The 23,539-nt window shown below is 75.8% G+C and carries 20 protein-coding genes and 1 pseudogene; 5 read left to right on the top strand and 16 right to left on the bottom strand.

Annotation, left to right across the window (positions count from 1 at the left end; genetic code table 11):
* Positions 1 to 13 precede the first annotated feature (13 nt).
* From HCN08_RS09425 to HCN08_RS09375, 11 genes are all read right to left on the bottom strand, one after another.
* On the bottom strand, positions 14 to 934 hold the full coding sequence (locus HCN08_RS09425; protein ID WP_167982473.1) for a ribokinase: 921 nt from the start codon (positions 932 to 934) through the stop codon (positions 14 to 16).
* On the bottom strand, positions 931 to 2,343 hold the full coding sequence (locus tag HCN08_RS09420) for an ADP-ribosylglycohydrolase family protein (RefSeq protein WP_167982472.1): 1,413 nt from the start codon (positions 2,341 to 2,343) through the stop codon (positions 931 to 933). The genes HCN08_RS09425 and HCN08_RS09420 overlap by 4 nt, the downstream gene beginning before the upstream one ends.
* The gene (locus tag HCN08_RS09415; protein WP_167982471.1) at positions 2,340 to 3,485 is read right to left on the bottom strand and encodes an ADP-ribosylglycohydrolase family protein; all 1,146 of its coding nucleotides are present in this window, start codon (positions 3,483 to 3,485) and stop codon (positions 2,340 to 2,342) included. Before HCN08_RS09415 ends, HCN08_RS09420 begins: the two co-directional genes overlap by 4 nt.
* On the bottom strand, positions 3,469 to 4,776 hold the full coding sequence (locus tag HCN08_RS35205) for an ADP-ribosylglycohydrolase family protein (protein WP_407648717.1): 1,308 nt from the start codon (positions 4,774 to 4,776) through the stop codon (positions 3,469 to 3,471). The genes HCN08_RS09415 and HCN08_RS35205 overlap by 17 nt, the downstream gene beginning before the upstream one ends.
* Positions 4,773 to 5,876, bottom strand: coding sequence for an ADP-ribosylglycohydrolase family protein (locus HCN08_RS35200; RefSeq protein WP_167982470.1), 1,104 nt, complete (start codon positions 5,874 to 5,876; stop codon positions 4,773 to 4,775). Before HCN08_RS35200 ends, HCN08_RS35205 begins: the two co-directional genes overlap by 4 nt.
* A 171-nt stretch (positions 5,877 to 6,047) precedes the next feature.
* A complete protein-coding gene (locus HCN08_RS09400; protein ID WP_322974356.1) occupies positions 6,048 to 7,364 on the bottom strand; it encodes an ABC transporter substrate-binding protein in 1,317 nt (438 codons plus the stop codon).
* The gene (locus HCN08_RS09395) at positions 7,364 to 8,197 is read right to left on the bottom strand and encodes a carbohydrate ABC transporter permease (protein WP_167982600.1); all 834 of its coding nucleotides are present in this window, start codon (positions 8,195 to 8,197) and stop codon (positions 7,364 to 7,366) included. Before HCN08_RS09395 ends, HCN08_RS09400 begins: the two co-directional genes overlap by 1 nt.
* An 80-nt stretch (positions 8,198 to 8,277) precedes the next feature.
* Entirely contained in the window at positions 8,278 to 9,153 is an 876-nt protein-coding gene (locus HCN08_RS09390) for a carbohydrate ABC transporter permease (RefSeq protein ID WP_167982599.1), read from the bottom strand.
* Between the two features lie 74 nt (positions 9,154 to 9,227).
* Positions 9,228 to 10,322: a LacI family DNA-binding transcriptional regulator gene (locus HCN08_RS09385; RefSeq protein ID WP_167982468.1), complete on the bottom strand. Its 1,095-nt coding sequence runs from the start codon at positions 10,320 to 10,322 to the stop codon at positions 9,228 to 9,230.
* A gap of 220 nt (positions 10,323 to 10,542) precedes the next feature.
* Complete coding sequence (locus HCN08_RS09380) at positions 10,543 to 11,460, bottom strand: dihydrodipicolinate synthase family protein (RefSeq protein WP_167982467.1); 918 nt, start codon at positions 11,458 to 11,460, stop codon at positions 10,543 to 10,545.
* Entirely contained in the window at positions 11,460 to 12,923 is a 1,464-nt protein-coding gene (locus HCN08_RS09375) for a sialate:H+ symport family MFS transporter (protein WP_167982466.1), read from the bottom strand. The genes HCN08_RS09380 and HCN08_RS09375 overlap by 1 nt, the downstream gene beginning before the upstream one ends.
* A gap of 79 nt (positions 12,924 to 13,002) precedes the next feature.
* On the opposite strand from HCN08_RS09375, the gene HCN08_RS09370 reads away from it, so the two are divergent.
* The 4 genes and pseudogenes from HCN08_RS09370 to HCN08_RS09355 form a co-directional block, all read left to right on the top strand.
* Positions 13,003 to 13,803, top strand: a complete 801-nt coding sequence (locus HCN08_RS09370) for a FadR/GntR family transcriptional regulator (RefSeq protein ID WP_167982465.1) — start codon at positions 13,003 to 13,005, stop codon at positions 13,801 to 13,803.
* Positions 13,800 to 14,024 (top strand): DUF6381 family protein, encoded by a 225-nt coding sequence (locus HCN08_RS09365; RefSeq protein ID WP_240969925.1) that lies wholly within the window; start codon positions 13,800 to 13,802, stop codon positions 14,022 to 14,024. Before HCN08_RS09370 ends, HCN08_RS09365 begins: the two co-directional genes overlap by 4 nt.
* A 44-nt stretch (positions 14,025 to 14,068) precedes the next feature.
* Entirely contained in the window at positions 14,069 to 15,259 is a 1,191-nt protein-coding gene (locus HCN08_RS09360; RefSeq protein ID WP_167982464.1) for an alpha-hydroxy-acid oxidizing protein, read from the top strand.
* Positions 15,260 to 15,369: 110 nt separating this feature from the next.
* Positions 15,370 to 15,771: pseudogene (locus HCN08_RS09355) on the top strand (YunG family protein); the annotation flags it as partial.
* Between the two features lie 105 nt (positions 15,772 to 15,876).
* Here the strand turns inward: HCN08_RS09355 and HCN08_RS09350 are convergent.
* From HCN08_RS09350 to HCN08_RS09340, 3 genes are all read right to left on the bottom strand, one after another.
* Positions 15,877 to 16,422 carry a hypothetical protein gene (locus tag HCN08_RS09350; RefSeq protein WP_167982463.1) on the bottom strand — a complete coding sequence of 182 codons (546 nt, stop codon included), beginning with the start codon at positions 16,420 to 16,422 and terminating at the stop codon, positions 15,877 to 15,879.
* 227 nt (positions 16,423 to 16,649) lie between these two features.
* On the bottom strand, positions 16,650 to 17,795 hold the full coding sequence (locus HCN08_RS09345) for an RNA polymerase sigma factor (RefSeq protein WP_167982462.1): 1,146 nt from the start codon (positions 17,793 to 17,795) through the stop codon (positions 16,650 to 16,652).
* 8 nt (positions 17,796 to 17,803) lie between these two features.
* Positions 17,804 to 18,211 carry a YciI family protein gene (locus tag HCN08_RS09340; RefSeq protein WP_167982461.1) on the bottom strand — a complete coding sequence of 136 codons (408 nt, stop codon included), beginning with the start codon at positions 18,209 to 18,211 and terminating at the stop codon, positions 17,804 to 17,806.
* Positions 18,212 to 18,823: 612 nt separating this feature from the next.
* Between HCN08_RS09340 and HCN08_RS09335 the strand changes: the two genes are divergently transcribed.
* Positions 18,824 to 20,161, top strand: a complete 1,338-nt coding sequence (locus HCN08_RS09335; RefSeq protein WP_240969963.1) for an MFS transporter — start codon at positions 18,824 to 18,826, stop codon at positions 20,159 to 20,161.
* Here the strand turns inward: HCN08_RS09335 and HCN08_RS09330 are convergent.
* Together HCN08_RS09330 and HCN08_RS09325 are read right to left on the bottom strand one after the other, a co-directional pair.
* Positions 20,139 to 21,197, bottom strand: a complete 1,059-nt coding sequence (locus HCN08_RS09330) for a magnesium transporter CorA family protein (RefSeq protein WP_167982460.1) — start codon at positions 21,195 to 21,197, stop codon at positions 20,139 to 20,141. The genes HCN08_RS09335 and HCN08_RS09330 overlap by 23 nt on opposite strands.
* Before the next feature lie 32 nt (positions 21,198 to 21,229).
* Positions 21,230 to 23,479, bottom strand: coding sequence for a BTAD domain-containing putative transcriptional regulator (locus tag HCN08_RS09325; protein ID WP_167982459.1), 2,250 nt, complete (start codon positions 23,477 to 23,479; stop codon positions 21,230 to 21,232).
* Positions 23,480 to 23,539: the final 60 nt, after the last annotated feature.

The following is a 23,539-nucleotide window of genomic DNA, read 5'->3' as shown; positions in this document are numbered from 1 at the left end:
GTCACGGGCGCGCTCACGCCCTCGGATGCCCCGCGGCGGCGCGGGCGTCGATGGCCGCGCGGTGCGGCATGGAGGAGGAGGCACCCGCGCGCTCCACCGACAGCGCGGACGCCGCCGTCGCCCAGCCGAGCGCGTCGGCCGGCGCGCGGCCCTCGCCGAGCGCGACGGCGAGCGCGCCCACGAAGGTGTCGCCGGCCGCGGTGGTGTCCACCACGTCCGCCGCCAACGCCGGTACGGCCAGCGGCTCGTGGCCGCGCGCCGCGTACAGGCACCCGGCCTCGCCGAGCGTGACCACCACCTCCGGCACGGCCTCCAGCAGCGCCGTGGCCGCCGCCCGCGGGTCCGACTCGCCGCTGAGCGCGGCGGCTTCGTGCTCGTTGGGCACCAACAGGTCCACGGCAGCGAGCAGTTCGCCGGGCAGCGGGCGGGCCGGCGCCGGTGTGAGCACCGTGCGGACCCCGCGCTCCCTGGCCGCCCGCGCCCCCGCCAGCACGCCCTCCAGCGGCAGTTCGAGCTGCAGCAGCAGCGCACCGGCCGCGCCGATCGCCGCCTCGTCGTCCGATGTCAGCTTCGTCACCGTGCCGTTGGCGCCCGGCACGACCACGATCGCGTTGTGGCCGGCGCCGTCCACGGTGATCTGCGCGATGCCGCTCGGGCCCGGGACCGTACGCAGCCGGTCGGTGCCGACGCCCGCCTCCGCGAGGGCGGCCCGCATCCGCGCGCCGAAGTCGTCCTCGCCGACCGCGCCGATCATCGCGACCGCGCCGCCCGCCCGGGCCGCGGCGATCGCCTGGTTGGCGCCCTTGCCGCCGGGGACGGTGCGGAACGACTCGCCGGTCACCGTCTCGCCGCGCCGCGGTGCGACCCGGGCGTAGGCGACCAGGTCCATGTTGGCGCTGCCGAGCACCGCGATCCTGGCCTGCGTCACGCTCATGGTGTGCCTTCCTGCGGGAGGTGCGCCAGCGCCGCGGTGCGCCGGGCGAGGGTGTCAAAGCCGATGCCGTCCATCCCCGCGACGGTCGTCGCCAGCCGGTTGTCCAGCGGCGCGGTCCAGCGGGCGGGCAGCGCCGCGGGCGAGCCCGCGAGCAGTCCGGCCACCGAGCCGGCTGTCGCGCCCGTGGAGTCGGTGTCCCAGCCCCCGGAGACGGCACGGGTGATGGAGCCGGTGAAGTCGCCCTCGGCGTGGGTGAGGGCGGCGGCCAGCAGCGCGGCGTTCGGCAGGACGTGCACCCAGTGGTAGGTGCCGTACTCGGCGTGCAGCGCGTCCACCACCGCGGCGAAGCCCGCCGCCGTACCGGACGGCTCCGCGCGGGCCGCGGCGATCCCGAACCGCACGGCGGCGGCCAGCCGCGAGCCGGGCGGCACCACCGCCAGGCCCGCCGCCAGGCACCCGTGCACATCCGTGCCGCCGCCGGCCGCCGCGGCGATGACCGCGGCGGCGAACATCGCGCCGTGGACGCCGTTCGCGGTGTGCGTGAGCACCGCGTCCCGCCATGCCGCGTCGGCGGCGCCCGCCGGATCGCCCGGGCGCGTCCAGCCGTACACGTCCGCCCTGATGAGCGCGCCGATCCACTCCCGGAAGGGATTGCGCCGGCGTGCGGTGAGCGGCGGCTCGACCCCTTCCAGCAGATTGCGGTACGCGACCCGCTCGGCGGTGAAGGTCCGCCCCGCCGGCAGCTCGGCCAGCCACAGCCCGGCGACGTCCCCGGTGTCGAAGCCGTGCCCGTGCTCCTCCAGCAGCAGCAGGCCCAGCAGCGGGTAGTTGAGGTCGTCGTCCTCGGGCATCCCGCTGATGTTCTCGGCCAGCGAGGTGGGCGCGCTGCGCCGGTTCCAGGGATGGCGCCGGGCGGTCTCCGGGTCGAGGCCGACCGCGGTGAACCACCCGTCCAGCGGCCAGTTCCCGGTGCTGCGCGCGATCTCCCGGATGCCGTGCAGCGGCAGCTTCTCGACCGGCTTGCCCAGCAGGCAGCCCGCCGCCCGCCCCAGCCACCCGGCCTCCAGCCGCGCCACCAGCCCGTCGGCAACCGCCGTCCCGGAGGGGCCGCCCGGTGCCGCCCACGCCGGGGCCAGCGCGTGGATCGCCGCCAGGTCGGTGGGCTCGGACGCCGCCGACGGAGCTGTAATCGTTTCCAGTTCGTCCAGCAGTTTCCCCGCCAGCACGCGCAAGGCCGGGTCGGGCGCCTGCGGGGACGCCCCGGCGCGATCGGGGGCCTCGTGGCCGCCGGCCGCGAGCCAGCGGGCGCGCACGTCCGAGGCGTCCCGGCCGTCCTGCGCTGCCTGCCGCAGCTCATGGCCGACCAGGTCCTCCGGCTGCACCCACGTCAGCCGCAGCGGGCCGCTCACCGTACCCCCGTCAGCGTGCCGAAGGCGGCCTCGTGGGCGCGGCGGCGTGCGGTGTCCCGGGCGAAGACCTCCCGGGTGACGACGGCGAGTTCGGCCGCCGGGCCGTACAGGTCCAGCCTGCTCGCCCGGCCGACCTCCTCGCTCCACTCGGCCGGCACCGCGGCCCGGCCGCCCAGGGCCCCCGCGAGCGCGCCGCTCATGGTGGCGATGGAGTCGCAGTCCCGCCCGTAGTTGACCGAACCCAGCACCGTCTCGCGGAAGTCGCCGCCGGCGACCACCAACATGCCGAGCGCGACCGGCAGTTCCTCGATGGAATGCAGCCGCGACGGGCGGCGCGCGCCCAGCGACGGCTCCCGGTAGCGCGGCCCCACCGTGTCGTAGGGGGCGACGGCCTCGCGCAGCGCGCCGAGCGCCTGCTCCCAGTCGTCGCAGGCGAGCGCGGCCTCGCACACCGCCTCGATCGCCGCCCGCGTCCCGTCCTTGGCCAGCCGCAGCGCCTCGTCCACCACGCTCGTCGCGCTCGCCCCCGGCAGGAAGGCCGCCGCGACCGCCGCCGCGAAGACCCCGGCGGCCTCCCGCCCGTACGACGACTGGTGCGGCGCCGCCACCTCCAGCGCCTCCGCGTAAGCCCCCGCCGGATTACCGGCGTTGACCACGCCCACCGGCGCCATGTACATCGCCGCACCGCAGTTGACGATGTTGCCGACGCCCGCCTCGCGCGGGTCCACGTGCCCGTAGTGCAGCCGGGCCACGATCCACTTCTCCGCCAGGAAGATCCGCTGCAACGGCAGCGCCTCGGCCTCCAGTTCCGGCACCCAGCGGGGCGTGCCGATCAGGTCGGGCACCAGGTGCTCGGCGATGCTGTACGCGTCCAGGTGGTCGCGCACCTTGCCGTACACCCGCACCAGCGCGTGCGTCATCAAGGTGTCGTCGGTGACGTGCCCGTCGCCCTTGTGGTACGGCGCGATGGGCCGGGCCGTGCGCCAGTCGGCGTGGAAGGGGCCGACGATGCCGCGCACCCTGCCCCCGTGCCGCTCGGCGATCTGCTCCGGCGTCCAGCCCTCCACCGGACCGCCCAGCGCGTCGCCGACGGCGGCGCCCGCGAGGCATCCGGCAATACGGTCCTCAAGCGTCAGTTGCATGGTTTCCGAGTCCTTCCCGGTCGGTGACGGCAGGCTCGATGGCGGCCAGCCGTCCGGCCAACTCCACGAGGTCAAGGCCCGCGAAGCGCGGCAGCGCGCAACCGGCCAGGGTGCGGCACGCCGCCCGCCACGACGGGGGCAGCGACCGCGCGCCGCCCAGCGCCCCGGCGAGCGCCCCGGCCAGCGCCGGCGCGGAGTCCGCGACGCGCGACAGGCACGCGGCGGCGGGCACCGCCTCGGCCACGGCGCCGTCGCTGGCCAGGACCAGCGCGAGCGCGACCGGCACGGTGTCGGCGGCGGCGATGCCGTAGCTGTAGACGTGGTCGATGATCTGGTGCTCCAGCAGCGGGATCAGCCCGAAGGCCCGCCCGCCGGCCGGGCCGCCGCCGCCGTCGCCGCCGCCCGCCGCGCGGGCCAGGTCCACGGCGTGCTCGGCGTTGCGGGCGATCTCCGAGCCCGGCGGCAGCTGCCGCTGCGCCGCCGCCACGCACTGCGCGGCCGGCGCCCCGGCGAGCGCGAGCGCCACCGCGGCGGCCATCGCGCGGGCGCCGTGCACGCCGTCCTCGTCCTGCGTGTAGCGGGCGTCGTATTCGGCGAGGTCCGCGGCGGAGTCCGGGTCGCCGGGGTGCACCACCGCGAGCACGCAGGCCCGCCCGCAGGCCGCGTCGTCGAAGAAGTGCGGGTTGTCGTGCCCCGAGGCCGGCGGGCGCAGGCCGGTGGCGAGATTGCCGAGCCCGGCGCGTACCGAGATACGGGCGCGCAGCGGGATCTCCGCCGACTCGACCTCGGGCGCGCGGGCCGCCGCGGTGGAGATCTCGGCCGCCAGCGACATCCACGCCAGGTCCACCGCCGAGCGCACCCGGCGGTCCCGGCTCAGGTCGCTGAGCAGCGAACCGCGCGAGGCGACCACCGCCTCGGCGGTGAAGGCCGCCCACTCGGCGTCGTCGGAGGGGCCGAGCCGCAGCGGCTCCGGCGGCTGGTTGAGGGCGATCGGCACTGGAAGCGTCGTGGTCTCGTTCTGCTCCGCGAAGGTGTCCAGCTCGCGGGTCAGCCGCCGGGTCCACTCCGGCATCCGCACCGCCCGGTGCCGCGCCGCCGGCCACCCCGCGGCGTCCCCGGCCGCCAGGCCCAGCAGCATGCCCTCGACCCGCGAGCGGGCCGCCTCGCCCGGCGGGGACGTACGGGCGCCGGGCGCCTGGCCGGGCACGGCCACCGCAGCGGCGGGGCCGGGGGCGGGGGCGGCGTCGTCGCCGCGGGTACGGCGGCCGGCCGCGGGCAGGTGGTCGCTCACGAGGCCACCCGCCGGGCCGCGGCGCGGTCGTCCCCGTCGGGCGAGAGCAGGTCGGCGATGTCCAGCACGTGGTAGCCGGCCATCGCCGGCAGGCAGCTGCCGCGCACCTCCTTGACCGCCTTCGACCAGCGGTCCGGGATCGCCGACCAGCCGCCGAGCGTGCCGGCCAGCGCGCCCGCGACGGCCGCGGTGGTGTCGGCGTCCCGGCCCATGTTGACGGCCGTGAGCACCGACCCGGTGAAGTCGCCGCCCGCCAGCGCGAACGCGCCGAACGCCAGCCCCACCGCCTCGGGCGCCAGGTCCGTCCACGGGTAGCCGCCGATGACGACCGCCGAGCGCAGCGCCCGCTCCCGGTCCAGCACCGTCAGGCCCGGGTCGTGCCGCACCCTCGTCGCCACCGTGACCGCCCGGCGCAGCGAGCGCGCCGTCCAGGAGTCCTCGGGCACCACCGACAGGGCCGCGGTGATCACCGCCGCGGTGTCCCCGCCGCCCATGGCCGCCGCCACCCCCGCCGCGACGGCCTGCCCGCCGTAGATCCCCTCGCCCTCGTGGCTGACCGTGCCGTCGATGGCCACCAGCCGGGCCGCCTCCGCCGGCCGGCCGGCCGCGAACACCCCGCAGGGCGTCGCCCGCATCGCCAGGCCGTCGCTCCACGCATGCCGGTGCTGCGCGGTGATCGGCGAGGCCAGGCCGCGCCGCAGGTTCTCCAGCGTGCCGCGCTCGCTGAAACCCGCGCCCCGGAACGGCCCCTCGTCGCGGTCGGCGATCCAGACGTGCCAGGCCGTCTCCACGTCGCCGGTGCTCAGCGCCGAGCCGTGCCGGGCCAGCAGCAGGCCGGACAGGATCGCGTACTCGGTGTCGTCGGTGCCCGCCGGGTCGTCGGTCACGAAGTCCTCGATACGGCCCCACCGCTTGCGGATCTGCGACGGCTTCATGTTCTCGGCCGGCGCCCCCAGCGCGTCGCCGACGGCGAGGCCGGTGAGCGCGCCGCGGGCGTGGTCGCGCGGTGATCCGGGGACGGGGGCGGCCCGCCGCGGACCGGTCGGCGGCGGGGTCGGGGACAGGACTGAGGTGCCGGATGGGGCGGGAGTTGTGCTCATGACGTGCCGTTCTGGTGAGTGCTGCTGTGTGGTGCATGCGTCCGCCGGGCTCGTCGGCGCGGCGGCGGCGGTCGCGGCGCCGTACGGCAGGCGGTGCCGTGCATGTCGGCGGCTCCTTCGCGCGGTTCGGGGGTCGGGGATCAGGGGTTCGGGGGTTCGGGGGTTCTGGGGTCAGGACCGGTAGCGGTCGAAGACCCGGTTGCCGTCGCGGACGAGCTTGGTGCGCAGCGACTCCAGCGAGATCGCGCCGCTGTAGAACTCCTGGAGGGCGGGGGTGGCGACCTTGTCCGACCACTCCGGATAGCCGCGCCTGCCCAGCGCCGGGGAGGCGACCAGGTGCGAGGCCACCGCCATGCCGGTGCTCCAGCCGAGCTTGTCCGTGGTCAGCGCCGGGTCGCGCAGCGCGTCGGTGCCGGTCGGCGCCATCCAGTCGCCGGTGGCCAACTGCACCAGGTGCGGGGTCTGCGTCATGAAGTCGATGAAGGCCGCCGCCGCCTCCTTGTGCTTGCACGACTGCGACACCGACAGCGTCTGCGGGCTCACCCCCTGCGCCCGCCCGCCGTCCGGCGCGCCGGTCCCGACCGGCAGCGGCAGCGTCACCCAGTCGAAGCCCTTGGGCGCCTGCTGCGCTATCTGCTGGCGGTACGACAGGTTCAGCGGCAGCATCGCGTACCGCCCGGCGAAGAAGCCCGGCAGCACCTCGCCGCCGCTCATGCCCAGCGCGCTCGACGGCGCCGAGCGGTCCGCGCCGACCTGACGGCGTACCAGCTCGGGGAAGGCGGAGTCGGCGGCGTCCAGCCGCACCTGGGTGCGGCCGTCCTTCGTGGCGTAGAGGACACGGCCGCCGGTGGTCACCGCCAGGTTCAGCGTGACGCTCACCGGTGAGCTCATCGGCCAGGCCACGCCGTAGCGTGCGGCCGAGCCGCCGTGGGACAGCTCCTTGCAGATGTCCTCGAACTCCTGCCACGTCCACGGCCGGGCCGCGTCCGGCAGGTGTACGCCGGCCTTGTCCAGCAGGGTGCGGTTGGCGATCAGCATCCGCGGCTCCTGGAGGAACGGCACCCCGTACAGGCCGTCGGCGAAGCGGGCCATGTCCCAGGCGGCGCCGGGTATCCGGGCGCGGGTCGCGGCGGGCAGCAGCCCGGTGAGGTCGGCGAGGTAGCCGCCGGAGCCGAAGTCGGTGAGGTCGTTGCCCTCGTCGTGGATGACGTCGGGCGCGGCGCCGCCCTCGAAGGAGGTCAGCAGCTGGTCGTGGACATCGTCCCAGCTGCCCTGGACGTAGCGGACCTGCACCTCGGGGTGCGCGGCGTTCCACTGCGACACCAGCGCCTTGTTGGCCTTGACCGACTCCTCCTGCCAGGCCAGCGACAGGAAGTCCAGCCGGGGCGCGCCCGACCCGGACGACGAGCCGCAGCCGGCCAGCAGGGGCGAGGCGGCGGCAGCGGCGGCGGTCGCGGCGGCGCCGCCGAGCAGGCTTCTGCGGCGGATCATCCCTTCACCGCCCCGGACAGCATGCCGCCGACCAGGCGCTTTTGCAGCAGCGCGAAGAAGACCAGGCTCGGGATGGTGGCCAGCAGCGCGGCGGCGGCCAGCGGGCCGAGGTCCGCGGCGCCCTCCGCACCGGTGAAGTGGGTGAGGATCACGGACATCGTCTGCTTCTCCGGCGTCTTGAGCAGGACCAAAGCGAAGAAGAACTCGTTCCAGGCGGTGACGAAGGCGAACATCAGCGTCGCCACCAGGCCCGGGGCCAGCAGCGGCAGCACCACGCTGCGCAGGGTGCGCCAGCGCCCGCAGCCGTCGATCGCGGCGGCCTCCTCCAGCGACACCGGCACCGCTCTGACGTAGCTCTGCAGCATCCACAGCACGAAGGGCAGCGTCCACACCACGTAAACGACGACCAGTCCGGGCCGGGAGTCGATCAGGTGCAGATTTTTGAGCACCATGAACAACGGGATGATGATCAGCACCAGCGGGAACATCTGGCTGACCAGGATCCACCCGGTGCCGGCCCGGCTGACCGCGCCGCGGAAGCGCACCATCGCGTACGAGGCCGGCACCGCGACCGCGACCGAGACCAGCGCGGCGGCGCCGGCCACCAGCAGGCTGTTGAGCGCGGCGTGCAGCAGCGGCTGCTCGTCCAGCGCGGTGCGGAAGTTGCCGAGGGTCGGGTGCCGCGGCAGCCACGTCGGGTCGACCGACCCCAGCTCGCGCGGCGACTTGAACGCCGTGGACACCAGCCACAGCAGCGGGAAGGCGAGGAAGACCAGGTAGCACAGCAGCGCGGCGTACTGCCCGGTGCGGCCCGCCCGGCGGCGCAGCACCCGCCGGCCGGGCGAGGACGACGGGGCCGCCGGCGCGGGGCGCGCGGCCTGCTGCTCGGGTACGGGGGCGGCGGCGGTGCTCACTGGTCGGCCTCCTTGAGCCGGTTGCGCAGGAAGACGGTCAGCAGCACGGCGATGACCGCGATCATCACCAGGCCCATGGCCGCCGCGTAGCCGTACTGGCCGTAGCGGAACGCCTCCTCGTAGGCGAACAGCATCGGCAGCCGGGTCTTGCCGCCCGGGCCGCCGCTGGTCAGCACGAAGACCAGGCCGAAGGAGTTGAAGTTCCAGATGAAGTTCAGCGCGGTGATGGACAGCACGACCGGGCGGATCGCCGGCCACGTCACATGGGTGAAGCGGCGCCACAGGCCCGCGCCGTCGATGCCGGCGGCCTCGTGCAGCTCGACGGGCACGTTCTGCAGGCCGGCCAGCAGCACCACGGTGGTCTGCGGCATGCCCGCCCACACGCCGACCACGATGACCGCGGGCAGCGCGAGGGTGAGGCTGGAGAGCCAGTCGGTGTGCCCGGACGTCAGGTGCAGATGACGCAGGGTGTTGTTGAGGATGCCGGCGTCCGGGTTGTAGACCAGCCGCCACATGATGCCGACCACGACCTCCGGCATCGCCCAGGGCACCAGCGCGAGCGTGCGGGCCAGCCAGCGGAAGCGCAGGTTCTGGTTCAGCAGCAGCGCCAGGCCCAGCGACAGCAGCAGCTGCAGCGCGGTGACGCACACCGCCCAGACCAGGCCGATGCGGAAGGAGTCCCAGAACAGCGAGTCGAGCCTGAGGTCGGCGAAGTTGTCCAGGCCGGTGAAGGACGTCGAGCGGGTGACGCCGGACTGGGCGTCGGTGAAGGCCAGCGCCATGCCGTAGACGAGCGGCCCGACGCTGAGCACCAGCACCGGTATCAGCGCGGGCAGCAGCAGGAACCAGGCGTCCCGGTCCAGGCCCAGCATCCGGCGCCGCCCGGCGGGCGTGCGCGGCGGGGGAGTGCCGGCGTTCGGCCGCGGCCGGCTCGCGGCGACGGCGCTCACGACGCGCTCCCCGCGGCCACGCGCCCGCCCGCGTCGGCCGCGTCGGCCGTGGCGGGCCCTGGCGCGGCGGCGGCGCCCCGTACGCCCGCGGTGGAGGCGCGTACCGCCAGCCGCGGCGGCACGGTCTCGCAGCGCACCGGGTGGTCGCCGCCCTCCAGCCGGGCCACCAGCATCTGCGCGGCGAGCCGGCCGCGCTCGGCCGAGCCGAGGTCCACGCTGGTCAGCGCGGGCTGGCCGGCCATCGCCAGCTCGCTGTCGTCCATCCCCACCACCGCGAGGTCGTCGGGGATGCGCAGGCCGCGGTCGTGCGCGGCGTGGGCGGCGCCGAGGGCGAGCTGGTCGTTGGCGCAGAAGACGCTGTCGATGTCCGGGCGGGCCTGGAGCAGCCGGTGCGCGGCCCGGGTGCCCGCCTCGATGCCGAACTCGGTGGTGACGGTGAGGCCCGGGTCCGGGGTCAGGCCCGCCTCGCGCAGCGCCGCCCGGTAGCCGAGCGCGCGGTTGTGGCCGGGCACGGTGTCGGCGGGGCCGTTGATGAAGGCGATACGCCGCCGGCCGCGCTCCACCAGGTGCCGTACCGCGAGCGCGGTGCCGTGCACGGAGTCGGCCCGGACGCTGTCGACCGCGGCGGCGTCCGGGAGCGAGCCTATGACCACCACCGGGCGGGCGGCGCGGGCCAGCACCTCCAGATGCGCGTCGGTGACGCGGATCGGACACAGGATCAGGCCGTCGCTCGTCCGGTCGGCGAGGCTGCGCACCACGTCCAGCTCGTCCTCGGCGACGGCGTCGGTGGAGTGCAGCAGCAGCCGGTAGCCCAGCGGCTTGGTGACGGCCTGTATCTGCCGGACCATCGACACATAGGCGGGGTTGCCCACGTCCGGCATGGCGAAGGTCAGTTGCCTGGTCCTGCCGCCCTTGAGCGATCTGGCCACCCCGTTGGGCACGTACCCCAGTTCGGCCGCGGCCTGCTCGACCCGCCGCACGGTGTTGGGACGTGCGCCGTGACCGTTGAGAACGCGGGAGACGGAGGCGATGGACACACCCGCCCGCTCGGCGATGGTCTCCACGGTGGGCGGTCCGCCGGATGTCGTCATTGTCGTCCCCTCATGTCCCACGGCAAACTGTAAACGTTTACAGAGTGATCCTTTGTCAACCCCTCGGTGGAGGAGTGGTTTCCGCAATGTTGCGCGGCGGTTTCACTGACGGTCAAACGATTGTGACCTGAATCACGGCTCGGAAGGAAGCGTTCAGGAAATCCTGTCCGCGGCGCAAATCGGCGCCGCGGACAACGACCCTTTCCAGCCGCCGAGTTGGCTACCCGACCGGTTCCAGCCCGGCTGCCGCGACGAGTTGGGCGACCGTGCGCGCCTCGGCGTCGGTCAGCGGCAGCAACGGCGCCTGCGTGTACGGGTGGGCGATCACCCCGCGGGCGGCCAGCGCCGCCTTGAACGCGCCGAGCGCGCCCGACATCCGGCCGACCCGGGTGCGGTCGGCGACCTCGACGATCGCGAACAGCTCGACCAGCCGCCGCTGTTCGGCCCGCGCGGCGTCGGTGTCGCCGGCCCGCGCCGCCTCGTACAGCCGTACGTAGCCGTGCGGGTCGACATTGCCCAGGCCCGGCACGATCCCGTCGGCGCCGCGCGCCAGCGCCAGGTCGGCGAGCGTCTCGGAGCCGGTGAGCACGCCCGCCCCGCTGCCCGCCGCGCCGTCCAGCACCCGCTGGAAGGACTCCAGGTCGCCCGAGGAGTCCTTGACCGCGGCGATCACCTTGGCCTGCGCCAGCTCGCCGAGCAGGGCGGGCGGCAGCTTGTAGTGCACGTTCGACGGGATGTCGTAGGCGACGACGGGCAGTTCGAGCGCCTTGTGCAGCAGTTCGTAGTGCGCCCTGACCTCGGGCTCGGCGACGCCGACGTAGAACGGCGCGGTGACCACGACCGCGTCGGCGCCCAGCGCCTGCGCCCGGCGGGCGTGGTCCAGCACCCGCAGGGTGCCGGTGTCGATCGCGCCGGCCAGCACCGGGACCTGCCCGGCGGCGGTGGCGACGACGGTGCGCAGCGCGGTGTCCCGCGCGGCGTCCGTCAGCTGGGCGATCTCCCCGGTGGACCCGCCGACGAACAGGCCGTGCACACCGGCCTCCAGCAGGAAGCCGGTCAGGCGTGCCAGCGAGGCGGTGTCCACCTCCCCGTCCTCGGTGAGCGGGGTGCACAGGGGCGGAACGACTCCGTGGAACATCAGACCTTCTCACTTGCCGGTGGTTCGACGGGTGTGGCGGGGCTGCCCGGCGCGGCGGCGGCCCGGCGGTCGGCCGCGCGCTGCACGCGGGCCGGCACGTCGAAGCCCACCAGCAGCACGACCACCGCGGTCAGTGCCGCGCCGAGCACGGCGAGCGAGGTGCCGAGCCCGAGCGGCCCGGCGATCTTCTCGCCGAGGACGGGGGCCGCGGCGCCGCCGAGCGCCCCGACGTTGTAGCTGAACCCGAGCGCGGCGGCCCGGATCCCGATCGGGTAGTGCGCGCTGATGTAGCTCGGCAGCACGCCCGAGGCGCCCTGGCTGGTGCCGACCAGCAGGAACAGCAGCACCCACAGCGCCACGGTGTGGCCCTCGCCGAGCGCGAAGACCGGGTAGACGAAGACGAGCGAGACCAGCAGCATCCCGACGTACGCGCGCCGGGTGCCGAACCGGTCGCCGAGGTAGCCGCTGACGACCGAGCCGACCGCGTAGCCGAAACCCGCGTACAGCAGCGCGTCGGAGACCTGCCCGGGGTCGTAGTGCAGGTCGTTCTTCAGGTACGTCGGCAGCAGCGACTGCAGCGGCCAGGAGTACAGGAACGCGGCGAACACCGTCACCATCAGGCCCACCACGACCGGCCACAGCCGCTGCGCGAAGCGCACCGCGAGGGCGACGAAGCAGGCCGCGATCACCGCGACCAGCAGCAGCGTGACCGCCAGCGACTGGTTGCGCAGCACGACCAGCAGCGCGACGGCCGCGACCACGCACACCGGCACCGTCCACAGCCGGCTGCGGTCGCCGAACAGCCGCGCGGTCGCGCTGACCGGCCGCCCGCCCGCGTCCTTGGCCCGCTGCCACTCCTCGGCCTCCGGGAGCCTGCGGCGCAGCCAGATCGCGAGGATCACCGGCAGGATGCCGATCCAGAACAGCACCCGCCAGCTGGTGTGCGGCACCACCCAGGCGTACGTCTTGGCGGCCAGCACCCCGCCCAGCGGGTAGCCGGACAGCAGCATGCCGCTCGCGGTGTTGCGCATCCGGCGCGGCCAGCTCTCGATGATGTACGTGGCGCTCGCGCTGTACTCGCCGGCCATGCCGAGCCCGACGACCATCCGGAAGGTGAACAGCGACCAGTAGTCCCAGGAGAAGCCGCACAGCACGGACCCGACCGCGTAGAGCGCGATGCTCAGCACCATCGCCGGGCGGCGGCCGAAGCGGTCGCCGAGCGCGCCGATGGCGAGCCCGCCGAACCAGCGGGAGACGAAGGCGGCCGACACCAGGGTCGCGGCGGTGACCGGGGACAGGTCGAAGTCCTTGGCGATCTCGGTCAGGACCAGCGAGATCAGGCCGAAGTCGAAGCCGTCCATGGCGTAGCCGAGCCACGCGGCGGAGAAGGCCCTCCAGTCGCGCCGGGACAGTTCCGCACGCCAGCGCAACGGGGGCGCTGCGGCGTCGTGTGTGCTGCTCATGTGCTCGCATCCTCGGGAGCGGTGCGGATGTAGGACGTAGGACGTCCGACGTCCTACGGGTGGGGGTAACGTAGGCCGCATGTCAGCTCAGCGCAAGCCCCCCGCGGTGGCGGCCCCCGGGCCCGGCCGCCCGCGCCGGCCCAGCGTGCAGGACCAAGTCATCGACCTGATCGTCGACTTGGACCTCGATCCGGGCGACGCGCTGCCGCCCGAGCCGGAACTGATGCGCACCCTGGGTGTCAGCAGGAACTCGGTGCGTGAGGCGCTCAAGGGCCTGCAGGCGCTCGGCATCGTCGACATCCGGCACGGCTACGGTACCTACGTCGGCACCGCGCAGCTGCGCTCCATGGCCCCCGGCCTGCTCTTCCACACCCGGCTGGCGGTGCGCCGCGACAACCCGCGCGGGCTGCTGGACATCGTCGAGGTGCGCGCGCTGCTGGAGTCCGGCCTGATCCGCCGCGCCGCGCTCGAACTCGGCGACGCCGACATCGCACGGCTGCGCGCCGAGCTCGACGCGCTCGAAGCCGACGGCGACGCCGGCCGCGCCGGGCACGACCGCCGCTTCCACGAACTGCTCTACGAACCGCTCGGCAATGCGCTCGTCCTCCAGCTCATCGCGCTGTTCTGGGACGTCTACCGGCAGGTCGAGACCGAGGTCGGCAAGCCGCACACCGCCCACGGCCAGGTCGTCCGCCAGCACCGCCAGGTCCTGGAGGCGGTCGCCGCCCGCGACCCGGACGCCGCCGCGGCCCGTATCGCCGAGCACTTCGCCGACATCACCGGGCGCTTCGACCGCTGGACCGGATCCGGGTGGCCGCGCGGCGCCGAGCCTGCTTCGCTGGAAGGCAGGACATCCCACGGGAGCGAGGTCGCGCCATGACGGAGCAGACGACCACCACACAGCAGCCGGAGACCGAGCAGGAGGCCTCCCACCGGCATGTCGAGGAACTGCGCGAGCAGGCCCGGCGCCTCGCCGGGGACGCCGAGCGGGCCGGTGACGCCGCCGAGCGCGGCCGGCTCCAGGAACGGGCCAGGCAGTTGGAATCCGACAGCGATCAGGAGAGCATGATGGCCGCCGGGGACATCTACCCCGCGCAGTAGCCGCAGCGCCGCATGCCTGCCCGACCGCGAGGACGACGCCCCCGATGAGCGACCAGCCGCCGCCGCACCCGCCCACCGCGTTCGGGAACTACCAGAACGACATCTACCTGCGGGCGCTCGGCGGTGTGCTGCCCGACCACCCGATGGCGTTCGCCGAGCTGGAGGAGCGCGCGGCGGCGGCGCTGCCGCCCTCGGTGTGGTCGTACGTCGCCGGGGGCGCCGGCGACGAGGCGACACAGCGCGCCAACGCCGAGGCGTTCGGCCGATGGGGCCTGTACCCGCGGATGTTCGTCGGGGCGAAGGAACGCGACCTGTCCGTCGAGCTGTTCGGCAGGCGCTGGCCCGCGCCGCTGTTCATGGCGCCCATCGGGGTGCTGGGCCTGTGCGCGCAGGACGGGCACGGCGACCTCGCCGCCGCGCGGGCCGCCGCCGCCACCGGGGTGCCGATGGCGGCCTCGACGCTGTCGGTGGACCCGCTGGAGGACGTCGCCGCGCAGCTGGGCGGGGCGCCGGGCCTCTTCCAGCTCTACACGCCCACCGACCGCGACCTCGCCGCGAGCCTGGTCCACCGCGCCGAGCAGGCCGGATACACGGCGGTCGTCGTCACGCTGGACACCTGGATCACCGGCTGGCGCCCGCGCGACCTCGCGACCGGCAACTTCCCGCAGCTGCGCGGCCACTGCCTGGCCAACTACCTCACCGACCCGGTCTTCCGGCGGCTGCTCGGCAGGGACCCGCGCGACGACCCGCAGGGCGCGGTGCTGCTCTGGACGCAGCTCTTCGGCAACCCGCTGACCTGGGACGACCTGCCGTGGCTGCGGTCGCTGACGAAGCTGCCGCTGGTCGTGAAGGGCATCTGCCACCCCGAGGACGCCCGCCGCGCCCGGGACGGCGGGGTCGACGCGCTCTACTGCTCCAACCATGGCGGGCGCCAGGCCAACGGCGGGCTGCCCGCGCTCACCGCCCTGCCGGGCGTCGTCGAGGCCGCGGGCGGCCTGCCCGTCCTGTTCGACTCCGGGGTGCGCAGCGGCGCCGACGTCGTCAAGGCGCTCGCGCTCGGCGCGACCGCGGTGGGGCTCGGCCGGCCGTACGCGTACGGGTGCGCGCTCGGCGGCACGGACGGGATCGTGCACGTGCTGAAGTCGGTGCTCGCCGAGGCCGACCTGGTCATGGCGGTCGACGGATACCCCACCCTCGCCGACCTCACCCCCGAGGCGCTCCACCCGCTGCCCTGAACGCCCCGGCCGCCCCTGGCGCCACCCGGCCTCATCCGGCCTCATCCGGCCTCATCCGGCCCCACCCGGACGCAGGGGGCGTTGTCAGTGCCGCGTGCGAGGCTGCCCCCATGACCGTCTGGAACCTGCTGGAGCTCGACCGGGCGCTGCGTGCGTCCTGGGCCGCCGACACCTGCTCGCCCGACGACCAGGAGCGGGAGCCCTGGTCGCCGGACAATCCGGCATGGGGCCATTGCGACATCACCGCGCTGCTCGTGCACGACCTCTTCGGCGGCGACCTGCTGGTCGGCGAGGTCGAGCACGACGGCGTCCGGCAGGGCTACCACTGGTGGAACGCGCTGCCCAGCGGCATCCAGCTGGACGCCACGCGGGAGCAGTTCCGCCACGGGCAGCGCGTCGGCAACGCCCGCGCCGTGACCCGGCCGCCCGGCCCGCTGCCGCGCCGCTGGGCGGAATACCTGCTCCTGCGCGAGCGGGTCGCGGCGCACCTGGGAGCGCTGCCCGGGCCTGCGGGCGGCATATCCGCCGGAGCTGCCGATTCCGGGACCGCGCCGTCCGCCGAGGAGGCGGAGGCCGCCAGCGACGCGGAATCCGCCGGCTGACGAGCCGGCTCCGGCTCAGTCCAGCGAGTCCGCCGACCCCGGGATCAGCGCGAAGCGCGCCCGGGCCGCCTCCGCGTCCAGGCCGAAGGGCCGGCCGATCGCCTCCCACGACACCAGGCCGCGCCGGGCGGCCTGCGCCGCGCTCGCGCCCAGCATCGGCGCCATGCCCTCGACCTGCGCCGCGACCCGCAGCGCGGCCACCGGCTGCTGCTCGGCCAGCTCCGCCACCCGCCGCCGCAGCATCCCCAGCAGCTGCTCCACGTCGTACGGCACCAGCCCCTCGGCGGCCGTGACGTGCCGCTCCCAGTCGGCGTACGGGCCGGTCTCCGCCTCGTAGCCCTCGGTCGCCTCGTCGTCACCGAAGTCGACCGGGTGCACGGCACCGCCGCGCCAGCCGCACCCGCACGCGCTCCTGACCGCCACCGCCCGCGGCCCGTCGGCCCCGTTGTACGCCCACCACGGCATACGACTGCCGTCCGGCTGCGGTCCCGGCTCCCCGCCGTCCCCCAGCACCGCCGCCACGAACCCCTCGTGGCGCCCGGTCTCGTCGACCCAGCTCATCGCGTTCAGCCCTTCGTCGCAAAAGCGTGCCCACCAGGCTCGCGGGCGGACTGACGCCGCGTCAAGGACAGGGCGTCAAGGTTGCCCGAACACAGCCGCCGCGCCGGATCACCTGTACGATGCCCGCCCGCCACTGGGCGCCCCGGCGCGCGCAGTGCGCCCCCCCCCGTACGGGCGAATCCGCGGCGGAAACCACCCACGGCGGCAGCCGCCGGGAGCCCGCCGCGTCAACCGCGCAGCCGCGCGTTCAGCCGGGCCGCCTGCCGGGTCAGGTGGTCGCGTTCGGCGAGGTTGGGCGCCCTGCGGGCCGCCTCGGCGTACAGGCCGGCCGCCGTCGCCAGGTCGCCGTCGCGCTCATGGAGATACGCCGCCACCGCCGTGTGCCGGGGCAGCGTGTCCTCCAGCGCGGCCAGCGCCGCGAGACCGGCCCGCGGCCCGTCCGCCTCGCCCACCGCGACCGCGCGGTTGAGCCGGACGACCGGGCTGCCGGTGAGCCGGACGAGCTCGTCGTACCACTCGACGATCTGCACCCAGTCGGTCTCCTCGGCCGCCGGCGCGTCCGCGTGCAGCGCCGCGATCGCGGCCTGCGCCTGGAACTCGCCGAGCCGGTCGCGGGAGAGCGCCCCCTGGAGGATCGCCACGCCCTCGGCGATCGCCGCGGTGTCCCAGCGGGAGCGGTCCTGCTCGGCCAGCGGGACCAGCTCGCCGTCCGGCGCGGTGCGCGAGGCCCGCCGGGCGTGGTGCAGCAGCATCAGGGCGAGCAGCCCGGCCACCTCCGGGTGGTCGATCGCCGCCGCCAGCCGCCGGGTGAGCCGGATCGCCTCGGCGGCCAGGTCCACATCGCCGCTGTAGCCCTCGTTGAAGACCAGGTAGAGCACCCGCAGCACGGTGCCGACATCGCCCGGCCGGTCGAACCGCACACCCGAGACGGTGCGCTTGGCGCGGCTGATGCGCTGCGCCATCGTCGCCTCGGGCACCAGATACGCCGCGGCGATCTGCCGGGTCGTCAGCCCGCCCACCGCCCGCAGCGTCAGCGCGACCGCCGACGACGGCGTCAGCGACGGGTGCGCGCACAGGAAGTACAGCTGGAGCGTGTCGTCGACCGCGGGCGCGGGGCCGGGCGGCGGCTCCTCCTCCACCCGGTCCTCCCGGCGGCGCCGGGCGGCGTCCGCCCGGGCCGCGTCGAGGAACCGCCGCCACGCGACCGTGACCAGCCACCCCTTCGGGTCCCGCGGCGGATCGGCCGGCCACACCCGCAGCGCCTCGACCAGCGCGTCCTGGACGGCGTCCTCGGCCGCCGCGAAGTCGGCTCCGCGGCGGACGAGGACGGCGAGCACGCCCGGCGTGAGGTCCCGCAGGAGCCCCTCGTCCATCGGCGCGGTCACTCCGTGACGGTCGGCGGCTCGGTCATGAACGGGCGCAGCTCCAGCCACTCATGGATCGGCCGGCCGCCCGCCCCGGGCGCCGCCGACAGCTCCCCGGCCAGCTCCAGGGCCCGCTCGTAGCTGTCGACGTCGATCACCATCCACCCGGCGATGAGGTCCTTGGTCTCGGCGAAAGGCCCGTCCGTGACCGGCGGGCGGCCCTCGCCGTCGTACCGCACGAACGTCCCCTCGGGCGCGAGCGCCTGCGCGTCCACGAACTCGCCGGTCTCCTCCAGCCGGGCCGCGAAGTCCCGCATGTACTGCATGTGCGCCGAGATCTCCTGCGGCGTCCACTGGTCCATACGCACGTTGTTCACCGGGTCCGGGGCGCCGCGGTAGTGCTTGAGCAGCAGGTACTTGGCCATGGTGTGTCTCCTCGGTGCAGATGCGACCCATTGTGGCCGCCTTCACACCTGGGACGGAGCCGGCCGCGGGTTCTCGACATCGCCGGCGAGGATTCCTTCCGGGATTCTCTCCGGATCACCCGCCGGCACGGTACGTGGCGGCCGGTCGGCGCGGCGGGTTGTGGCCCGGACCACGTGAGTAACCTCACCGGCACCCGAAATCCCTTGCCGCGCCGCCGATCCGGGGCCGCGCGGGCGGAGCGGCGCGCGCCGGGGCCGCCCGCCGGCGAGAGCCGGTTGTGAGAATTGCCGGGACCGCCCGACCGGGACCGCCCGGGCGGCGGTCCTCCTCCCACCGCCGGCGCCCGGACCACGCGCGCCGTGCCGTGGAGGCGCGCCTGCCCCGTCCGCAGCCGCGCCCGGTTCCCCGCCGGCCCCGCCAGGCCGGCCCCCCGCCCGCCTGCCCAGGCCCGAAGGGAGCGCCGCCCCGTGTCGCCCGCCGCCTCCGTGCTCACCGCCCCGCAGCCCGCCGCCCCGCCCGCCCCCGAGGCACCCGCGACCCCCGTGACCTCGGCGACCGCACCGCGCCGCCGGCGCGGCGGCGGCCCGTGGCGCTGCCTGCGCAGCCCCGCCATGCGCTGGTGGTCGGCGGCCAACCTGGTGTCCAACATCGGCACCTGGCTGCAGATGACCGCCCAGAACCTGCTGGTGCTCCACCTCACGCACTCCGCGGCCATGACCGGCCTGTCGATCGCCGCGCAGGCCGCCCCCGGCCTGCTGCTGGGCCCGCTCGGCGGCTCGGTCGTCGACTCCTGGCCGCGCCGCCGGGTCGCCGCCGTCAGCCAGGCCGCACTCGCGCTGGTGGCCTTCGCGACCGCCGCGCTGCTGGTCACCGGCCACCTCGGCGTCGGGGCGCTGCTCGCGCTCGCCGCGCTCACCGGGCTCGTCGCCACCATCGACGGCCCCGCCTGCGCGCTGCTGGGCAACGACCTCGTCCCCGAGCGGGACGTGCCCTCCGCGATCGCGCTGGGCTCGGTGATATCCAGCGCCGGCCGGCTCATCGGGGTGGCCCTGGCCGGCGCGCTCATCACCCTGGCCGGCCCGGCCGCCGCCTACGCCGGCAACGGCGTGTCGTTCCTGTGCGTGGCGGCCGTCATCCCGTTCCTGCGGCCCTTCCGGCAGCAGGAAGCCGCCCCGCCGCCCGCGCTGCCCCTGCCCGCCGCCTCCGTACCCGGCGCCGACCTGGTCACGCCCCCCGCCGAGCCCGCGGCCACCGAGCCGGTACGGTCCCGGTCCGCGGCGCGGGACGGCCTGCGCTACTTCCGCCGCAACCCGCTGCTGATGCGGCTGACCTGGATCACCGGCCTCAGCTCGGTCTTCGGCCGCAACTACACCCTCACGCTCGCCGTCCTGGTGACCGGGCCGCTGCACCAGGGCGCCGGCGCCTTCGGCATGGTCTCGACCGCGCTGGCCGCCGGCGGCGTCGCGGGCGCGGTGCTCGCCGGCCGGCTGCGCAGCCCGTCGGTCCGGCTGGTCGGGGCGCTCGCCGCCGTGGGCGCGCTGCTCCAGGCCGTCGCGGGGCTGGCACCGTCGCTGGTGCTGCTGACCGTGCTGGTGGTGCCGATGGCCGTCGCCGAGGCCGTCTCCGACACCGCGGGCACCTCCGTGCTCCAGACCCACCCGCCGGCCGAGATGCGCGGCCGGGTGCTGGGCGTATGGCGCAGCGCCAGCACCGTGTGGGGCCTGGCGGGACCGCCCGTGCTCGGCCTGATGCTGCAGTACGCGGGGGCGCGCGGCGCCCTGGTCCTGGGTGGCCTGGTCATCGTGGCTGGCATCGCCGCCGGGGCCGCCCGTACGGGTAGCGCGTCCCGCGCCGCCCGCCGCAAGGGCGCACGCGGGCTGCCGCTGCCCGCCGCGCCCGGCCCCGGCGGGCTCCGGAAGGCGCCGGCTACACCCAGTCCCGGCGTCTGAACGTCACGTAGAGCAGCGCGGACAGCACGACCATCAGGATCGTCGAGACCCAGAAGCCGGAGTGGCCGCCGAAGCCGGGATAGGGGACGTTCTGCCCGTAGAAGCCGGTCACGGCGGTGGGCACCGCGATGATCGCGGCCCAGCTGGTGACCTTCTTCATGATCAGGTTCATCCGGTTGCCCTGGACCGTCAGGTTGGTCTCCATGACGGTGGTCACCAGGTCCCGCAGCGACTCGGTCCATTCGGCGGCGCGCAGCACATGGTCGTAGACGTCCTGGAAGTACGGCAGCATCGGCTCGGGGACCACGTGCAGGTCGCGGCGCAGCAGCGCGTTGACGACCTCGCGCATCGGCAGCACCACCCGGCGCAGCCGCACCAGGCTGCGGCGCAGCTCGAAGGAGCGGCGCTGGACGGCCTCGATCTCGTCGGGGCCGTCCTCGAAGAGCAGGTCCTCCAGCTGCTCGATCCGGTCGTCGAGGTCCTGGACGGCGGCGAAGTGGCCGTCGACCAGGTAGTCCAGCAGGCCGTGCACGAGGAAGCCCACGCCGTATTTTGCGAGGTCGGGGGAGTTGTCCCAGCGGTCGACGAGCGGGCCGACGGGGCACTGGTCGCCCCTGCGGACGGTGATCAGCGCGTGCGAGGTGACGAACGCGGACAGCTCGCGGGTGTCCACGGCGCCGGTGCCGGGGTCGACCGCGACCGCGTAGGCGCTCAGGAACAGATGGCCGCGGTAGACGTCGAGCTTGGGACGCTGGTGCTCGTGCCGGGCGTCCTCCACGGCCAGGGAGTGCAGGCCGAACTCCTCGGCGATCATGTCGAAGTCCGCGGAGTCCGGGTCGCACACGTCCAGCCACACCGTGCAGTCGGCTTCGCCGAGGTAGCGGGAGATGTCCTGGACGGGGAAGTCCTCGCGCTCCAGGGTGCCGCCGCGGTAGAGGCGGGTACGGGTCGCGCGGCCCGCGCGCGGCGGCCCGCCGCCGGCCGGGGGAGCGGTGTCGCCCTGCGGCGCGCTGCCTGCGTCTGCGTCTGTGCCCATCACGCAGTGTCGGTTGTCCGCGAAAAGGCGCCTTATGCAGCCGTACGCGGAGGCCGGGGCCCGCCCGCGCATGCCTCGGCCTCCGCGAGGTAGCCGGCCACCGGGCCGAGCGTGAGCATGCCGCTCGCGGCGCCGGCGTGCTCGGCGCGGCACGCGCGCAGGGCCTCGGCGGCGCGGGCGGCGGGCCCGGGCTCGCCGAGCCGGGCGGCGGCGCGGGCGAGCAGGCACCACAGGGCTTCCTGGAGGTGGTCGTGCGGCGGGTCGGGCGCCGCGGCGAGCGCCGCCCGCGCCTCGTCCTCCCGGCCCTGGGCGAGGAGGACCAGCGGCTGCGTCCACGGCCGGTTCGGGCCCCATTCGAGCCGGGCGTCGGTGGGCGCGGGGCGGTCGTGCAGCAGGCGCAGGCCGAGCAGGGCCAGCGGGAGCAGCCCGCTGTGCACCCCCGGCATGCCCGCCGCGGCCAGCGCCTCGTCGGCGGCCCGGTACGCCTGGGCGGCCGACGCCGGCGTGGGCCCGCCGGGCTCGGCGCTGCGGGCGGCGGCGACCCGGGCGCGGAACCACGCGGTGAAGACCGGGACGAGCGCGGACTCGTTCTGCTCGCCGAGCCGCTCGGCCGCCCGCGCGTGCGCCTGCGCGCCGTCCAGGTCGCCGAGCGCCGAGGCGGACTGCAGCCGGGCGAGCCGGCCGAGGATCGCGAAGGACGGCAGCGCGTGCCGGGTGCCCAGGTCGACCAGCTCGGCGCCGACGGCGTCCCGCCGGGGTGCCAGGCCCGGGGCGGTGAAGGAGTGCAGGAAGACCCCGTTCAGCGCGAAGGCCAGGACCGCGGGGTCCCCGGCCGCCCTGGCCAGCGCCTCGGCCTCCTGCGCCGCCTGCCGCGCGGCGGCCTGCCCGGCCGCGTCCAGGTCGCCGCTGCGGCTCTCGACCGCGACCGTCGCGAGCAGCCGGGCGCGCAGGACCGGGCCGGCGCCGGGGCCGAGCGCGTCCAGGGCGCGGCGGGCCGCCGCCACCACGGCCGCGGCCTGCTCCGGGTCGTCGGCCCTGGTCCACACGGCCGGGACGTCGTACGCGCCGATGACCCGCGCGGTCAGCGGCACGTCCCCGGTCCGCTCGGCCGCACGGATCGCGGCGAGCCGGCGCCGCCGGGAGAACACCAGGGCGTCACCACCCGCAAGCGCAACCGCCCGCGCCACCCCCACGCTCGTCCGCGGCCCAAGCCCCGCGCCCAACTCCGCGTCCAGTCCGGCACCTGGCCGCAGTCCCGCACCCGGCCCCGGGCCTGCGCCCGGGCCCGCACCCGCACTCGGCCCCGCACTCGGCCCCGCACTCGGCCCCGCACCCGGGCCCGGGGCCGCGCCCTGTTCCGGGCGCTGCCCTGCGCCCGGCTCCGCGGCGGGCCGCCCGCCCGACCCCGGTTCCTGCTCCGCGCCCGGTCCTGCGCCCTGTCCCGTGCCCGCTCCTGTGCCCGGCCCCACGCCCAGCCCCCCGCCCGCACCGGCGGGCAGCCGTCGCGGTTCCAGTGCCGGCGACCGGGTGAGGATGGCGCGCTCCAAGCGTGCGAGTGCCGGGCCCGGGTCCAGGCCCAGTTGGTCCACCAGCATCGTCCGCGCCCGGCGCAGCGCCGCCAGTGCCTCCGCCTGGCGCCCCGTCGCGTACAGCGCTCGCGCCAGCAGGCCCCACGCCGGCTCCCGCCACGGGTGCTCGGCGACATGCGCGCCCAATTCCGCGACCAGCCCCGCGATCGCGCCGGACCCGTACTCACCGTCGCCGTCGAGCAGTACGGCCGCGCGCAGTTCGACCGCCTGGAGGCGCAGTTCCTCCAGGCGGGCGCGTTCCCGTGCGGCCCAGGGGGCGTCCGGGACGTCGGCGTAGGCGGGGCCGCGCCAGGCGGCGAGGGCGGCGGTGAGGGCGCCGAGCGCGGCCGGGGAGCGGCGGGCGGCGGTGAGGGCGTCCTCGAAGCGGTGGGCGTCGACGGCGTCGCGGGGGAGCCGCAGGGCGTAGCCGGAGCCTTCCGTGACGAGCAGCCGCGGCGGGGTCCGTGGCGGCCGGCCGGGCTCCAGGGCGCGGCGCAGGGCGGCGACGAACGTGCGCAGCGCCCCCACCGCGCCCGCCGGCGGGTCGGGCCAGAGGTCGGCGACGAGCGTGTCGGTGGTGACCGTCCGGCCCTCCGCCGCGACCAGCCGGCCCAGCACCTCGCGATGCCGCGGCCCGCCCAGGGCGATGAGCGCGCCGTCGGGCCGCCGCGCCCGCACCGCCCCGAGCACGTCGATGCGTATGTCGCTCCCCATGGCCTCATCCTCGCCGACCGGCGCCGCACCCGCCCGGCCGTGCTGACCGGCTGCTCATCG

Source organism: Actinacidiphila epipremni, from assembly GCF_012034175.1.
GTDB classification, from domain to species: Bacteria; Actinomycetota; Actinomycetes; order Streptomycetales; family Streptomycetaceae; genus Actinacidiphila; species Actinacidiphila epipremni.
Note: the sequence above shows the minus strand (reverse complement) of the source record. Positions and strands in the feature narration are given on the sequence as shown.